Genomic DNA, 15,113 nt, shown 5'->3' on the forward strand with positions numbered 1-15,113 from the left:
CAACCGAAGCCAGTCAGAACGGGCTCTCCGGGCCTTGTGCGCTCGCCCTCGCGGTCGCGCGCCGCCGCCCGGAAAGGCCGCTCCAGCGCGGCCGCGCGCCGCCGCGCCGGCATCGCCGGGCGCACGGCTCCGGCGCGCGGACCGGATTCGAGGCGCAGGGTGGATCGTGAGCTGGACTCGGCGCATCGTCGGCTCGGGGAGGCGATCGATGTCGGCTCGGGGAGGTGATCGATGACGCGAGGTGCCCTGGATCGCGCCGCGGTGGGGGCTTTCCTCGCCGCGCGCCACGGCGGTGCCGCCGGCGACGCGGCCATCGAGGTGCGCCCGCTCCCGGGCGGGCTCTGCTCGGAGGTCGCGCTGGTCACCGCGCGGCTGCGCGGCGGCGCGCGGGCGCTCCGTGTCGCGCTGGTGGCCAAGCTCGTGCACGGCGCCGCCGCGCGCGAGGCGGCCGTCTACCGGCGGCTCTCGAGGTCCGTCGCGCGGCGCTTCTCGCCCGAGCTGCTCGCCGTAGAGCGGCTCGGGCGCGGGCGCTGGCTGCTCTACCTCGAGCGGATCGAGCCGGCGCACGCCTGGCCGTGGGCCGACAGCGCGCACACCGCCCAGGTGCTCGAGCGGCTGGCGCGCCTCCACGCGACCGCGAGCGGCGCCTCCCTGCCGGCGTGGGACTACGAGGCCGAGAACCTGGCCGCGGCGCGGGGCACCCTCGCGCTGGCCGAGCGCCTGCCCCGCGGCGAGGTCCCGGCGCTCGCCCGGTCGCTGCCCGCGCTGCGGCGGGTCGTGGCGGCGCTGCCCGCGATGCGCCGCCAGCTCCTCGAGCTCCGGCCGCTCGGCCGCGCGGTGATCCACGGCGACGTGCACCCGGGGAACGTCATGGTCCGCCGGCGCGACGGGGTCGTGGAGCCGGTGCTGCTCGACTGGGCGCGCGCGCGGATCGGCTCGCCGCTGGAGGACGTGAGCTCGTGGCTCCAGGCCCTCGGCTACTGGGAGCCGGAGGCGCGGCGCCGCCACGACACGCTGCTCGCCGGCTACCTCTCGGCGCGCGGCCTCGCCCCGGCGCTGACCCGGCCGCTGCGCGACGCCTACTGGTTCGCGGCCGCGTCCAACGCGCTCGCGGGCGCGCTCGGGGTCCACCTCGCGCTGGCGTGCCGGGCGAGCGAGCCCGGCGCGACGCCGGACGCGCGCGCGGCCGCGGCCCGGAACGCGGCGGACTGGCTGCGCGTCATCCGCCGGGCCGACGCGTGCTGGCGCTGACGTGCTCGCGGTCGTCGAAGCGCAGGAGGACGCCGCGCTCGCCCTGCCACGAGAGCGACGTGAGGCTGGCGTTGCCTGGCCGGAACGGCTCCCAGCGCGCGGCCGGTACGCCGTGCAGCGCCCCGAGGATCTGGCCGATGACGCCCGCGTGCGTGACCACGAGCGCGCGCTGCCCCGGGTGCGCCGCGGCGATCGCGCCGATCGTCGCGAGGCAGCGCGCGCGGAACTCGCGGTAGCTCTCCCCGCCCGGCCAGCGGAAGTCGTCGTCGTCCTGGCGCAGGTTCGCCTCCCAGAGCGCGGCGTGGCGCGCCTTGACCTCCTCGATCGGCGCGCCGTCCACGTCGCCGCAGCAGATCTCGCGCAGGCCGTCGTGCGGGCGGACCGGGCCCCACGCGCCGGCCGCGATCCGCGCCGTCTCGAGCGCGCGGCTCAGCGGGCTCGCGTACACGGCGTCGAACGCCGGGCCTCTGGCGAGGCGGCGGCCCAGCGCCTCGGCCTCCTCGCGCCCGCGCGCGTCGAGCGGCGTGTCGGTCCACCCGCTCATCGGCGTCGCGGGACCGCCGCGGTTACCCGCGGTGCGGCCGTGGCGCACGAGGAACAGGAGGCAGGGTCGCATGGTCCGGGGGAGCGGGGGCGCTCGGCCAGGAGGCTAGTACCGCGGGTCAGGAGTCCCGCCAGAAGAACCGGTCGATGGCGAGCGGTCGCCGGCAACCGTAGAGATTTTCCTGGCTTCAGCCTGTTTCGCCGCCGCGGGATTCTCCTTCGCTCGCCGCCCCGTCGCCGGGCCCTTCGGTGCGCTGCGACGCTAGAGCGTGGCGCCGGGCTGCCTCAGGTGAGGAGGAACAGCGAAGCTCCATGCTTCGGCGAGCCGTTGAGCGGGTCGATCCGTGATCGGATCGGCGTGGGCCACGAGGATCCGCTGGAGCGGCAGCGCGCGCATCTTCGCGATCGATTCAGCCACCGCCGTGCTCGCGCGAGCGTGCATTCGGACGTCGGGGGGCGTCCCGACTTTCTCGTAGCGTCCCGTGATGCGCGCTGCAGCTCGCCAGGTCCAGTGGTCGCGCGCGCAGGCGGACATGAGCAGATCTGCGGCGATCAGAGAGCCGCTCGCCGGGTGGAAGAAGACCGTCTCGTCGAGAAAAGGAACGCCCTTCAGCTGAATAGGGGTCAGCTCAGGGGTCGAGCGGATATACGCGGGATCGTCCGTGCCCATGGTCGAGCGGACGCGCGGGTTGCGCGCCTCTGCAGACCTTGGTCCGACGACGAGCGCGTCCGGGTATCGAGCGGCAGTGGCTGGCGTTTGCAGGTGGTGGAATCGATTGGGCACCACGATCCAGCGCACCTCGCCGAGCGCATCGAGCGCCGCGCACACGTCGTCCGTGGGGGTGCAGGGGCTATGAACCCAGAGGGCCTCGCCCGAGAGTCGAACGACGGTGGTCCTCGATCGCAGGCGAACGCCGCTGAACCATACCGGGCGTTCGGTGACCCAGATGGAGTCTGGCACGACGACCTCGAAGACGCCGGGAGCTGTCACTGGGGTAGCTTACGCTCCTTCGGGTCTCGCTGCCGGAAATCTGCTCGCAGCGCGGCCCGCAAGGCCGGGCCTACGTGAGGTTCGTGAGCGGCCCGGTGCAGTGCTGCGTCGAGCCGAACCTGGTCCGGGGGTCGCCGAACAGGTTCAAGATCGAGACGAGCAGGTTGTTGTGCGGGAGGCTCGGGTACTGGACCCAGCGCCCGGTGCGCAGGCCCCCGCCGCCGCCGGCCAGCAGGAACGGCATGTCCTTCTTCGCGTGGGTCGCCGGATCCGAGATCTCGGAGCCGAAGAAGACGACGCTCTCGTCGAGCAGCGAATGCCCGCCCATGTCGATCTTCTCCATCTCCTGCAAGAGATAGAGGTGCTGCTGCGAGTACCAGGTGTGGATGCGCGCGCACTCGACCGGCCTGTAGCCGCCGTTATGCTGGTAGAAATGGTGGTTCTCGGTCAGGTTCAGCCACGGCAACGTGTGCTTCGCCTCCGTGTCGCTCCACTGCAGGGTGCCGACCGCGGTGATGTCGCAGGCGAGCGCCATCACCAGCATGTCCGTCATCAGCTTGCCCACCCTGGGGATGGCCGCGTCGGTCGAGGCGTCCACGTTCGCGCCGTTGTCGTCCGCGTTGAGCCCCGAGCTCGGGTCGTAGTCGGACGTGTCGACCCCCGTCGGGACCCGGCAAGCGCCCGCCGCGGCCGGCGTGCTGCCGAGGCTCAGCTCGATCTCGCGGATCTTCGTCAGGTGCTGGTCGATCTTCTGCTTGTCGGCCGCGCCGAGCCGCGCGGAGAGGGCGGCGTAGCGCCCGTCGAGGAAGTCGAGGATCGAGCGCTTCCGCGCGAGGCGGAGGGCGGCGTCGTCGCTGGCGCCGGGGTTCAGCGTGCCGAAGAGCTCGGTGAAGATCTCCACCGGATCCAGGCGCGGCGGGATGGGGCTGTACGGCGCGGTGTCCTCGAAATTGACGACGTTCATGGGCGACATCAGGCCGTGGGACTTGCCCGTCGCCCAGCGCACCGCGAGTTGGAGGCTCGCCTTCGCCTTCCGACCGGCGGAGATCCGGGAGGCGATCACCTGATCGATGGACGGCCCCCTCCCGTAGCCGCCGCTGTTCGCGCCCTCCTGCTCCGTGCCCGTGAGCCAGGCGATGATCCCGGCCTGGTGCTGCTCCCCGCGCGCGCTCTTCATGTCGAGGCCGTCGATGACGAGCAGCCGGTCCTGCACCGGCGCGAGCGGCGCCAGGATGGGGCCCAGGGTGAAGCTCGTCTCGGTGCCGGTCGGACGCCAGCGGTCCATCACGGTCCCGCCGGGCGTGTAGACGGCGAGGAAGCGCCGGGCGGGGGCGGGTTGCGCGTGCGCCGGGCGCTCGGTCCCCATGATCTCCAGCCACGGGAGCGCGACGGCGATGGCGCCGGCGCCTCGCAGCATGGCACGTCGGCTCAAGCGGAATTTCGACATACCCCCTCGCACCTGTCAGGCAACCATGTAGAGGAAACCGCACGTCCGGGTGAGCTCGACGAGGAGCCGCAGGCCCGTGACCTGAAGACCAGAGCTCGTCGTCGCTCCTCGAGCGCACCTGGCACGCCGATGCCCCGTGATTCAACAATACTATTTATGAAATGACCAGAGGATTGTGGTCCGGGGCCCACCGGACCACGAGGCGGGGCACGACGAGAGCGCATGCCGTACAGATGCATTTCTCCTATCGGGGCGCGGGCCTGATTGCCGCGATGCGGCATGTCTGGCTGCGGCGGGATTCCGGCAATTCGCGTACGTCCGGCACGGCGGGCGAGCGCGGCTCTGCCATAGCCACAGGCAGCTCGGCTGTCCGAGATCGTCTTCGAGGCCGCGAAAGAGCTTGCCGACGCGGCGGCGAGGCGCAATGTCGTGGGCGGGGGACACGCCATGGGGTGCACGCAGGGACGGGCGGCCCGGATTGACGCAGAACAGCCGGGCAACGAGCGGCGTCGGGGCGAGGAGCAGCGCGCCGGGCAGGCTGGAAAAGTGGGCCTGCCGGCCGGGCCCCTGCGTGATGTCGATGTCGTGGACGAGGCCTGTCAGCAGTCGTTTCCCGCGAGCGATCCGCCGGCGTGGACGCCTGCGAGGGCCGGCCTCCCACGCAATGAGCTCGTGGCCGAGCTCGGCTCCGGAGCTGAGCTCGGCTCGGCGATGAGGCGCATGCAGCACCCCCGTCGCGGCAGCGCTCCCCGCAAGCAGCGGGGGACCTATCATGGGTGATCGAACTCGCAAGGTGGCGGCAAGCAAGTTTCGGACAGCGCTGCCGGCCGAGCTGCCGCGGCCCGTCAAGCGGACCGGGAGCTCCCGCGGGCAGCCGCCTGCCCACGTGCGCACGATCGGGGTGGACCTCGATCCCACGGACCGGGAGCACATCCGCCAGAAGCTGGGCAGGAGGCTCAGCAAGTTCGGTGCGTCCATCGAACGCATCAGCGTTCGCCTGACGGACACCAACGGGCCGCGCGGAGGCATCGACAAGATCTGCCGGATCAAGGTGGTCCTCTCCGGGCTGCCGAGCGTCGTTACCGAGCATCGAGATGCGTCGAAGCAAGCCGCGATCGATGGCGCCCTCTCCAGGATCGAGCCGGCCGTGCGGTCGCGCCTCGGGCGTGCACGCATGAAGCCGCTGCACGGAAGAGCGTCCCGCCCGCTCGTACGCACGCGCCGAGCGCCGACGCGGGGAGTCGAGCCAGCGCGTGGATCGGCCACGCCCCGCTCCCGCGGCTCGGCCGCTTAGCGCCTCTCAATCGGCGGGAGCGCGGCTTCCGCCGTAGGCGACCCGCCACACGGTGTTGCTCTGGTCGTCGCTGACCAGCAGCGCGCCGTCCTTGGCCACCGCGACGCCGACCGGACGGCCCCACACGTCGCCGGTCCTCGTGACGAAGCCGGTCATGAAGTCCTCGTAGTACCCCTCCGCCTTGCCGTCCTTGACCGGGATGCGGATCACCTTGTAGCCGGTGCGCCGCGAGCGGTTCCACGAGCCGTGCTCCGCGGCGAAGATGTGGCCCTGGTAGTCGGCCGGGAACTGCTGGCCCGTGTAGAAGCAGAGATCGAGCGACGCCGAGTGCGACTGGATCAGCACGTCCGGCACGAGGACCTTGTCCCTCAGCTCGGGGCGCTTGCCCTCGTGGCGCGGATCCTGGTTCGGGCCGAGGTAGTACCAGGGCCAGCCGTAGAAGCCGCCCTCTTGCACGCGCGTCACGTAATCGGGGACCAGGTTGTCGCCCAGCTCGTCGCGCTCGTTCACGCTGGTCCAGAGCGCGCCCGTCGACGGCTCGATCGCCAGCCCGACCGGGTTGCGGATGCCGGACGCATAGAGCGTCTCGTCCTTGCCGTCGGGCGTGAAGGCCAGGATGCAGGCGCGGCGGTGCTCGTCCTCGTCGTCGTCGACGTTGGAGCGCGAGCCCACGGACACGAACATCCGCTGGTTGTCCTTGCTGAAGGCGATATCGCGGGTCCAGTGGCCGCCGCCGCCCACCATCTCCTTGCCCGAGGGGATGTTGGTGACCAGCGGCTCGGCCGGGCCGCTCGCCTTTGTGTCGCCCGTCTTGTAAGGAAACCTCACAACGCTGTCCGTGTTCGCGATGTAGACGTGCGTCGGCGCGTCGGTGCCCGACGGATAGAAGGCGATGCCGAAGGGGCGGTTGAGATCCTCCGCGAAGGCGCTGCGGGCTTCGGCCTTGCCGTCGCCGTCCGCGTCCCGGAGCACCGTCACCCGGTCCGCCCCGCTCTCGGCCACGAACACGTCGCCGTTCGGCGCCACCTGGAGGACGCGCGGCTCGTCCAGGCCCATGGCGAGCTCGGTGACGGTGAATCCTGACGGCACTTTGGGGAACACACCGGCTGGACGATCTGCCTTGCTCGGCCGGTTGACCACCGACTCGTCCTCGTTGGGCGGCGGGAGGTCAGCGGCGGTGATCTTGCGTTTGACGCCGGGCGCGTCCGTGGTCCAGTCGCCCAGCGCGTCGGCGCCGGTGAGGATCCTGTCGGTGGGCGCTGGCTGCGGCGTGACCTCGGCGCGCTTGGGCGAGCACGCGGCCAGCGCGCCCGCGCCGGCGAACGCAAAGAGCACCCGAGCCAACCCGCGCCGGGCCCGCCGGCGGTCTGTTCTTCGGTCGTCCATGACCTGTGGTTGCCATTCGGATCCTCCTCTGTCCACAGATCCTTTCAACCACCGATCAGCGACCGATGAGCCCGCCGATCTCCTCGCCTCGCGTCAGGCGCACCGGCGCCGCGCGGCAGAGGACGTCGAGCAACGGGTGCGCGCGGGCGCAAAACGTGCGCCCCAGCACCCACGAAATGAAGCGGGGAAGGGGAGCGGCACGCCTCCTGCCTATTGGCCTGATGTCGCGACCGGAGCCCGGAGGCGCCGCTGGCGCGCCGCGGGCTCGCGCGAACCACGAGGTCGATATGCATAGCCTACGACGACTCTGGCTGGCGCTCGCCGCCGTCATCACCCTTGGATTCTTGATCCTCGGCTTCATGGGCCGGGAGGTGTACCGCAAGGCCCCGCCGATCCCCGAGATCGTGCGGACGCCGTCCGGCCGGGTGCTGCTCACGAAGGACGATATCCTTGACGGGCAGCTGGTCTATCAGAGCATCGGCGGACAGCAGGTCGGCAGCGTCTGGGGCCACGGCGCCTACCAGGCGCCGGACTGGTCGGCCGACTGGCTCCATCGCGAGGCCGAGGCGCTCCTCTCGCTCTGGAGCCAGCGAGCGCACGGCGCGCCGTTCGCGGCGCTGCCCGACGAGGCGCAGGCCGCGCTCAAGGCGCGGCTCCAGCGGACGATGCGCGACAGCGCCGTCGATCCGGCGACCGGCGCGCTCACGATCTCCGAGGATCGCGCGCTGGCGATCGAGGAGACCGCGGCGCACTACCGCGCGCTGTTCGGCGATGAGCCGGCGCTCACCGGCCTGCGCGAGAGCTACGCGCTGCACACGGGCGCGGTCCCGGACGCGGGGCGGCGCGACAAGCTGACGGCGTTCTTCTTCTGGACCTCGTGGGCCTGCGCCGCGGAGCGCCCCGGCACCGGCGCGACCTACACGAACAACTGGCCTCACGAGCCGCTCATCGGCAACGTCCCCACGGCCCCCAACGTCGTCTGGTCGATCGTGAGCATCGTGCTCTTGCTCGCGGGGATCGGCGCCCTCGTGTGGTATCACGCCTTCCGCCGCGCCGAGGACGCCGCCGCCCCCGCGCCGGCGCGCGATCCGCTGGCCGGCTGGGTGCTCACCCCGTCGATGCGGGCCGTCGGCAAGTACTGTGTCGTCGTGGTCGCGCTGCTCGCGCTCCAGGTCGCGCTCGGCGCGCTGACCGCGCATTACACGGTCGAGGGACACGAGGTCTTCGGATTGCCGGTCGCCGACTACTTGCCTTACGCGGTGACGCGCACCTGGCACGTCCAGCTCGGCGTCTTCTGGATCGCCACGGCCTTCCTCGCGGCGGGGCTCTTCCTCGCGCCGGCCGTGGGCGGGCGCGAGCCGAGGGGGCAGCGGCTCGGCGTGAACGTCCTCTTCGGCGCGCTCGTCCTCGTGGTCTTCGGCTCGCTCGCCGGAGAGTGGCTGTCGGTCAAGCAGCGCTTCGCGCTCGAGGCGTCCTTCTGGTTCGGGCACCAGGGGTACGAGTACGTCGACCTCGGCCGCGCCTTCCAGATCGCGCTCTTCGGCGGCCTCGCGCTCTGGCTCTTCCTGATGCTGCGCGCCCTCTGGCCCGCCCTCGCGCGGCGCGACGTGAGCCGGCACATCGTGCTGCTCTTCACCGGCGCCACGGTCGCGATCGGGATGTTCTACGGCGTGGGCCTGTTCTACGGCGCGAAGACGCACCTCTCGATCATGGAATACTGGCGCTGGTGGGTCGTGCACCTCTGGGTCGAGGGGTTCATGGAGGTCTTCGCCACCGCGGCGATCGCGTTCCTGTTCACGCGGCTCGGGCTCGTGCGGCCCGACAGCGCGGCGCGGGCCGCGATCCTGTCGACCTGCATCTTCCTCGTCTCGGGCATCCCCGGCACGTTCCACCACCTGTACTTCAGCGGCACGCCGGTCTCGGTCATGGCCGTCGGCGCGAGCTTCAGCGCCCTGGAGGTGGTGCCGCTCGTCCTCGTCGGGATGGAGGCGCACGAGACGTGGCGGATGCAGCACCGGAGCGCGTGGATGCAGGCCTATCGCTGGCCCATCCAGTTCTTCGTCGCGGTCGCGTTCTGGAACTTCGTGGGCGCGGGGGTGTTCGGGTTCCTCATCAACCCGCCGATCGCCCTCTATTACATGCAGGGCCTGAACACGACGCCGGTGCACGCGCACGCCGCCCTCTTCGGCGTCTACGGGCTGCTCTCGCTCGGCCTCGTGCTCGTGATGCTCCGCCGGCTGCGCCCCGAGGCGGTCTGGAACGAGGCGCGGCTCCGGGTGGCGTTCTGGGGGATGAACGTCGGGCTCGGACTGATGATCGCGCTGAGCCTCCTGCCGATCGGCCTCGCGCAGGCGTGGGCCAGCGTCGACCGCGGGCTGTGGTACGCGCGGAGCGCGGAGTTCCTGCAGCAGCCGCTGCTCGAGGCGCTGCGCTGGATGCGCCTCGTCGGGGACAGCGTGTTCATCGCCGGCGTCGTGGCCTTCGTGGCGTTCGTCGCGGGGCTCTGGACGCGGCGGCCGGCGGGCGCCGCCTCGGCGAGGCCCGCCGCGGCCGGCGAGGCGGCGGCGATGGCCGCGCCCGCGGCGAGCCGCGCGCCGGCGGCCTGAGGCGCTCGAGGCCCGAGTCGCTGTGCGCGGCGAGGCGAGCTGCCGGCGGAGGGGGGCCGCCGGCGCGCGGAGGGCGGGTTGAGCACGCGACCGCGGAAGGTGAGCCGAGTCCGCCGCTGCCCTTCAGAACAGCAGCCGGACGCCTCCGCCGAGCGGGCCGATATGCAGCTCCGCCTGCGCCTTCGCGCGATCACTCTGGATCTGCCCCGTGATCCAGAGCGGTATGCCGGTGACGGCCATGGCGCCTCCGAGGCTCATGAGCACGGTGGGAAAGACCCACGCCTTCGACGCGCAACCGCAGAGATCCTCGCCGCGCGGCCGGGTGAGGAAGTACATCCCCGCTCCGACGGAGCCAAGGACCAACCCGCCGACGGAGAGGCCGACGCCCACGTCGCGCCGGGTGGTGTCGACGGGAGCGACGGGCGCGGCTCGCTCGGCCCGCGCGTCGCCCGCGAGGAGCGCGTTGCCCGCGAAGAGCACGATCGACCCGAGCGCGGCGAATCGCATGCCCGCGAGGATCCCTGGTCCCGGCGCGCCCGTCAAGGCGAGCCGCCGAGGGGCGCCCCGCGCCGGTGGAGGGCGCCGCGGCGCTCGCCTCGTCAGGGCCCCTCCGGATCGAAGATGGCGTCGACATAGCGCGTCGTCTGCTCGCGCCGGCGGCGCTTGCGATCGGCCGCGTCCTCCTCGACGTGCGCCTCGTCCGGCCGCACGCGGAAGAGCGGCTGCCCCTTCTGCACGATCGTCCCCTCGCCGCCGTCGATGAGCACCTCCTCGATCGTGCCCGAGAACGGCGCGAGCACCTTGTTGAACATCTTCATCACCTCGAGGACGTAGAGCGGATCGCCCGCCTCGAAGTGGCTGCCCTTCGCCACGAAGGGGGGCCGATCCGGCGCCTCCTGCGCGTAGAACATGCCGCCGGTGACCGCGACGATCTCGTTCGCCCGCGTGGCGGGCGGCGGCGCGAGGACCTTGCGCATCCGGGCCGCGAGCTCGCGGTCGAGCAGGCGCTCGGGGATGACGACCTCGCCGTCCTCGCGCACCCGGAGCTCGAAGAAGCGCGCGGCGTCGCCCGCGAGGACCAGCGCGTCGAGGAGCTCCAGCCCCGCCTGGAAGCCGAGGTGCGCGCCGCGGACCCGCCGCCAGAGCTCACCGTCCCAGCCCTGAGGCGCGGCGGGCTGCGACAGGGCCTCTCGCAGCGCGGGCCACGACGGCGCGCCGCCCGCCTGGCCTATCCGCTCGCCGAGGCGCCGGTAAAAGCCGAGCGCGCGCGAGAGGAGCGCCTCGTCGTGATCCCAGATCACGTGGGCCGCGGGGGCGTGCGGCTGCGGCGTCATGTTGAGCAGCCAGTACGTGTCCGAAAGCACCTCGACCGGGTTCTTGAGCCAGCGCACCCGCCCGGACCGGACCTCGAACGACCCCAGGTTCCGGCTGAGCCACGCCGACAGCAGGTGCGGCTCCGCGCAGATCCGCTCCACGGGGCGGCGCACGAGCGTGTCCTTGAGCGCGAACACCTTCCTGAGCCCCGCCTCCGCGCCGTCCCCGGCCTGCGCCGCGAGCCGGCGCTCGTGGCGGGCGCCGAGCTCGGCCCACATCGCGTCGAAATCGAGGCCTCCGAGCTCCGCCGAGAGCTGGCCGACCAGCGTGAGGTACGGGACCACGAAGCGCGTCGTCGGCTTCGCCCACACGTCCCGCGCGAGGAACCAGTGCACGAGCCCGTAATGAAACAGGAGGTTCGTGTGGAGATCGCTGCCCCGCAGCGTCGTCGTGCGCAGGATCTCGCAGAGCCGCAGGTAGGACTCCTCGCGGGAGCCGCCGTAGGTCACGAGGAGCGCGATGTTGCTGTCGTACGCGCCCGCGAGCCGGTAATGCATGAACACCCCGGTGTCGGGGTTCTTCACGCAGATGCCCTGATCGTCGCGGATCTCGTGCGGGTGCGGATCGCTCCAGGAGACGATGACGCCGCCCGCGTGCGGCTCCAGCGCGCCGTTCGTGGCGTTGAGGCGCGCCTCCACCGCGGACCCCTCGCGCCGGACGCGGACCGGCCGCGGCAGCCGCTCGCCGTGGCGCGCGAGCAGGACCATGCACTCGATGAGCGACGTCACCTCGAACGCGTCGGCCGGATCGGCCGGGTTCTCGAAGCGGAGGGCATAACAGAGCTCCGACACCCGGTGCTCGACCTGGATCCGGGTGTTGACCTCCATGAAGTAATGGTGATCGCCCTCGACGATGCACTCGAACGTCGAGGCCGAGTTCAGCCCCACCGCGAGCCCGAACCGCTCCGCCTCGGCCTCCATCCGGGCGAGCGAGGCGAGCTCGCGCTCGAGCGACGCCGCTCGCCGCTCGTCCCCGGCGGCGCGCGCCCGCTCGATCGCCTCGCGGAGCCCCTCCTGCGTGATCGCCACCTCGAGCAGCTTCTGCTCGTGCATCTGGATCGAGCAGTCGCGCCCGCCCAGCGCGACGCACCACGCGCCGTTGCCGATCAGCTGGATCTCGTTGTGCCGCGTCTCCTCGACGTTGAGCTCGAGCAGGATGTTCTTGTTGTCGCCGACGCCCGCGGCCTTCACCTCCGCGAGCACCTCCCGCGCCAGCGCGGGGACCTCGGCCGCCCGCGCGCGCGCCGCGGCCTCCGGCTCCGCCGCGCCCGGGGCGACGCCGGCGAGGAGCCGCTGCCCCTTGCCGCCGCCGCCGCCGATGGCCTTGAGCCGGATCCGCCGCCCCGGGTGGCGGGCGAGGAGCTCGGCCGCGCCCCGCTCGAGCTCCGCGCAGAGCTCGTCGGTCGTGTAGAGGTCCACGCGCGCCGCGTAGGCCGCCGCGAGCAGCGCGTCCGCCGCCTCGGCGAGCGGGACGCCCTCGGCGAGCCGCGCCGCGGCGCCCGGGTCGCGCAGCAGCCCGCGCCCTTCGGCGGCCGCGCGCAGGGCCGCGTGATCGGGCCACCTGCGGAGCACGATCCGCCGGGTCGCGTCGTCGATGCCGGGCGTCACGCTGACCGCGGTCGCGAGCGCCGTGCGCTTCGCCTCGTCCTTGAGCCCGGCCGCGCGCTGGACCGACGAGCGGGGGCCGATGAAGACGAGCCCCGCCTCCTCGAGCGTGCGCACGAACTCCTCGTCTTCGGCCATGAAGCCGTACCCCGCGAACACGTGCGTGTAGCCGCCGGCCCGCGCGATCGCGACGATCTCGTGCATCAGCTTGACGCGCTCGTCCTTCGTCGCGCCGGTATAGTCCTTGACCCGGTGCACGTGCGCCGGGTGGATGCACCGCAGCTCGGGCGCCAGCGCGTGCGTGTAGACGATCGAGTCCTTCTCCGAGAGGAGGATGCCATAGTGCTCGATCCCCATCTGGGCGAAGACGTCCATTGCCTCTTTGCGGATCGGACCCCGGCCGACGATCAGCGGCCGCACGTCGTCGGCGGCGAAGGACCGCGCCCACGCCGAGCTCGCTCGGCCGAGCCTGCGGTCGCGCACCACCATCGGATTGCGGTCGTAACCGCGCTTGCTCCCGAACCCATCCATGCTCAATGAAACTCCCGCTGAACCCCGGTGAACGGCCCTGGCTGGTAATGGCGGAGCAAGAACTCCAGGTTCTCTCCGATCACCGAGCGGAGCTCGCGCGGCATCACGAGCCGCGAGATGGAGCCCAGGCTGAGCCCCTCGCGCGGGTTCATGAGCTCCCGCTCGTACCGCGCGCCGAACTCGGCCTCTCTGGCCTTCAGCCACGCCGCGGCCTCCTCGCGGGCCTCGGCCTTCGCCTTCGCCTCGTCCAGGCCGCGGCCGAGCCGCTCCTTGACGCCCGCCTTCTCCCTGGCGCTCGCCTGCGCGCGCACCTTGCGGAGCTCGTCCTTGTAAACGAACTCCTTGCCGGCGGGCCCCATCACGGCGACGCGCGTCGTGGGGAGCGCGAGGACGACGTCCGCGCCGGTCGCGTAGTTGTTGAACGAGGCGTAGGCGCCGCCGAACGCGTTGCGCACGAGCAGCAGGATGCGCGGGGTCCGCACGTCGATGATCGCGTCGAGCATCGCCCGGCCGGCCTGCACGATGCCCATCGCCTCTTGCTCCCGGCCCGGGAGGAAGCCGGTGGTGTCCTCCATGAAGAGGAGCGGGATGTTGTAGAGGTTGCAGAAGCGGATGAAGCGCGCGTTCTTGTACGCGGCGGCCACGTCGATCTGCCCCGAGGCGACCGCGCTGTTGTTGGCCACGAAGCCGACGACGCGCCCGCCGATCCGCCCGAACGCGGTGATCGTGTTGCGCGCGCGCTGCGGCTGCACCTCGAAGTAGTCGCCGTGATCGCAGATGCGCTGGATGATGATGCTGATATCGAGCGGCGTGTTGAAGCCCGTGGGCGACGAGAGCGCCCTGCGGAGCAGCGTGTCGATCTCGGTCGTCTCGCGGTCGAGCGGATCGCTCGTCCGCTGGAACGGCGGGCTCTCGCGGTTGTTGCTCGGCAGGTAGCCGAGCAGGCGGACGGTGGTGCGCAGCGCGCCGACCTCGTCCGGCACCGTGAGATCGGCCACGCCCGAGGCGCCGTGGACCCGCGGGCCGCCGAGGTCGTCGGGCGAGACCACCTCGCCGAGGACCGATTTGACGACCGCCGCCCCGGTGAGGCCGAAGAACGTCCCGCCCGGCTGGATGACGAAGCTGCCCTGCCGCGGCAGGTAGGAGCCGCCGCCGGCGTTGAACCCGAACATGCACATGATGCTCGGCACCACGCCGCTGATCTTGCGCAGCGCCGCGAACGCCTCGGCGTAGCCGTCGAGCCCGCCGACCCCCGCGGGGACGTAGGCGCCGGCGCTGTCGTTGAGGCCGATGAGCGGGATCCCGCGCTCTCCCGCGAGCTGGAACAGCCGCGCGAGCTTGCGGCCGTTCGTCGCGTCCATCGACCCGGCGCGGACCGTGAAATCGTGGCCGTAGAGCGCGACGTCGCGGCTGCCGATGCGCAGGATCGCCGTGACCAGCGAGGCGCCGTCGAGGTTCGGCCCCCAGTTCTCGAAGAGCACGCGCGGCGGCTCGGGGGTCAGCACGCGGATGCGCTCCCAGATCGTCATCCGGCCTTTGCCGTGCTGCCGGATGATGTTCTCCGGGCCCGCGGAGACATAGGGCCGCCGGCGGAGCTCCTCGGCCTCCCGGAGCGCGGCGTCGTACGCCGAGGCCGGCGCGGCCGCCCCGCCGGGCGCCTCGTCGAGCGGATCGTCGAGCGAGGGCACGACGGCGGCGGGCTTCGTCACGAGTTCGTTGCGATCAAGGGGGCTCATGGACAGGCGCGCCACTCTACCATGGCGCGATCTCGCGGCGCACGCCGCGCGCCCAGCGAGGCACGCGCCCGTCTCGGCGTGTGGGGCGCGGCACGGAGCGCTGCCTCGGAGGCGGCTCGACCGAATCCGCGGCTGCGCCGCGACGCGTCTTCACCGCGTTGCGGCGGGACCGTATGCGGCGGGCGGCGCGCGGCGTCGACGAGACCGGGCGCGCGGCGGGCGGCGTCGACGAGGCCGGACGCAGCGAGTCATGGATGGCCGGTCGCTGCGCTGCTCGGGCTGGCCAGGTTGTTCTTCGGATCGACGTCGCTGCCGGCGCCGGGGCGGGCCGTGGCTCGCCGCCGCGTCGC

At 72.3% G+C, this 15,113-nt stretch carries 10 protein-coding genes; 3 read left to right on the forward strand and 7 right to left on the reverse strand.

The genetic code is table 11. From position 1 onward, the window contains the following. Positions 1-231: 231 nt before the first annotated feature. On the forward strand, positions 232-1,251 hold the full coding sequence (locus tag WMF33_RS19790) for a phosphotransferase family protein (protein ID WP_437338594.1): 1,020 nt from the start codon (positions 232-234) through the stop codon (positions 1,249-1,251). On the opposite strand, the gene WMF33_RS19795 is transcribed toward WMF33_RS19790, so the two are convergent. The 3 genes from WMF33_RS19795 to WMF33_RS19805 form a co-directional block, all read right to left on the reverse strand. Then, positions 1,220-1,867: a histidine phosphatase family protein gene (locus WMF33_RS19795; protein ID WP_437338595.1), complete on the reverse strand. Its 648-nt coding sequence runs from the start codon at positions 1,865-1,867 to the stop codon at positions 1,220-1,222. The genes WMF33_RS19790 and WMF33_RS19795 overlap by 32 nt on opposite strands. A 189-nt stretch (positions 1,868-2,056) precedes the next feature. Beyond that, entirely contained in the window at positions 2,057-2,785 is a 729-nt protein-coding gene (locus WMF33_RS19800) for a DUF4336 domain-containing protein (protein ID WP_437338596.1), read from the reverse strand. 70 nt (positions 2,786-2,855) lie between these two features. Further along, positions 2,856-4,202, reverse strand: a complete 1,347-nt coding sequence (locus tag WMF33_RS19805) for a DUF1552 domain-containing protein (protein WP_437338597.1) — start codon at positions 4,200-4,202, stop codon at positions 2,856-2,858. 802 nt (positions 4,203-5,004) lie between these two features. On the opposite strand from WMF33_RS19805, the gene WMF33_RS19810 reads away from it, so the two are divergent. After that, complete coding sequence (locus WMF33_RS19810) at positions 5,005-5,526, forward strand: HPF/RaiA family ribosome-associated protein (RefSeq protein WP_437338598.1); 522 nt, start codon at positions 5,005-5,007, stop codon at positions 5,524-5,526. Positions 5,527-5,532: 6 nt separating this feature from the next. Here the strand turns inward: WMF33_RS19810 and WMF33_RS19815 are convergent, their stop codons facing one another. Then, a complete protein-coding gene (locus WMF33_RS19815; protein ID WP_437339499.1) occupies positions 5,533-6,870 on the reverse strand; it encodes a PQQ-dependent sugar dehydrogenase in 1,338 nt (445 codons plus the stop codon). 329 nt (positions 6,871-7,199) lie between these two features. On the opposite strand from WMF33_RS19815, the gene WMF33_RS19820 reads away from it, so the two are divergent. Beyond that, positions 7,200-9,518, forward strand: coding sequence for a nitric-oxide reductase large subunit (locus WMF33_RS19820; protein ID WP_437338599.1), 2,319 nt, complete (start codon positions 7,200-7,202; stop codon positions 9,516-9,518). A 123-nt stretch (positions 9,519-9,641) separates the two neighbouring features. Here the strand turns inward: WMF33_RS19820 and WMF33_RS19825 are convergent, their stop codons facing one another. The 3 genes from WMF33_RS19825 to WMF33_RS19835 form a co-directional block, all read right to left on the reverse strand. Next, positions 9,642-10,025, reverse strand: coding sequence for a hypothetical protein (locus WMF33_RS19825; RefSeq protein ID WP_437338600.1), 384 nt, complete (start codon positions 10,023-10,025; stop codon positions 9,642-9,644). A 92-nt stretch (positions 10,026-10,117) separates the two neighbouring features. Then, the gene (locus WMF33_RS19830; RefSeq protein ID WP_437338601.1) at positions 10,118-13,027 is read right to left on the reverse strand and encodes a biotin/lipoyl-containing protein; all 2,910 of its coding nucleotides are present in this window, start codon (positions 13,025-13,027) and stop codon (positions 10,118-10,120) included. Positions 13,028-13,029: 2 nt separating this feature from the next. Then, the gene (locus tag WMF33_RS19835; RefSeq protein ID WP_437338602.1) at positions 13,030-14,763 is read right to left on the reverse strand and encodes an acyl-CoA carboxylase subunit beta; all 1,734 of its coding nucleotides are present in this window, start codon (positions 14,761-14,763) and stop codon (positions 13,030-13,032) included. Between the last annotated feature and the right edge of the window lie 350 nt (positions 14,764-15,113).

It is taken from the genome of Sorangium sp. So ce394, from assembly GCF_051474665.1.
GTDB classification, from domain to species: domain Bacteria; phylum Myxococcota_A; class Polyangia; order Polyangiales; family Polyangiaceae; genus Sorangium; species Sorangium cellulosum_D.

Excerpts from the sequence above, each read along its gene's own strand:
- WMF33_RS19795 (WP_437338595.1), bottom strand. The coding sequence starts at position 1,867 with ATGCGACCCTGCCTCCTGTTCCTCGTGCGCCACGGCCGCACCGCGGGT.
- WMF33_RS19790 (WP_437338594.1), top strand. The coding sequence starts at position 232 with ATGACGCGAGGTGCCCTGGATCGCGCCGCGGTGGGGGCTTTCCTCGCC.
- WMF33_RS19810 (WP_437338598.1), top strand. The coding sequence starts at position 5,005 with ATGGGTGATCGAACTCGCAAGGTGGCGGCAAGCAAGTTTCGGACAGCG.
- WMF33_RS19830 (WP_437338601.1), bottom strand. The coding sequence starts at position 13,027 with ATGGATGGGTTCGGGAGCAAGCGCGGTTACGACCGCAATCCGATGGTG.
- WMF33_RS19835 (WP_437338602.1), bottom strand. The coding sequence starts at position 14,763 with ATGAGCCCCCTTGATCGCAACGAACTCGTGACGAAGCCCGCCGCCGTC.
- WMF33_RS19820 (WP_437338599.1), top strand. The coding sequence starts at position 7,200 with ATGCATAGCCTACGACGACTCTGGCTGGCGCTCGCCGCCGTCATCACC.
- WMF33_RS19825 (WP_437338600.1), bottom strand. The coding sequence starts at position 10,025 with ATGCGATTCGCCGCGCTCGGGTCGATCGTGCTCTTCGCGGGCAACGCG.
- WMF33_RS19805 (WP_437338597.1), bottom strand. The coding sequence starts at position 4,202 with ATGCTGCGAGGCGCCGGCGCCATCGCCGTCGCGCTCCCGTGGCTGGAG.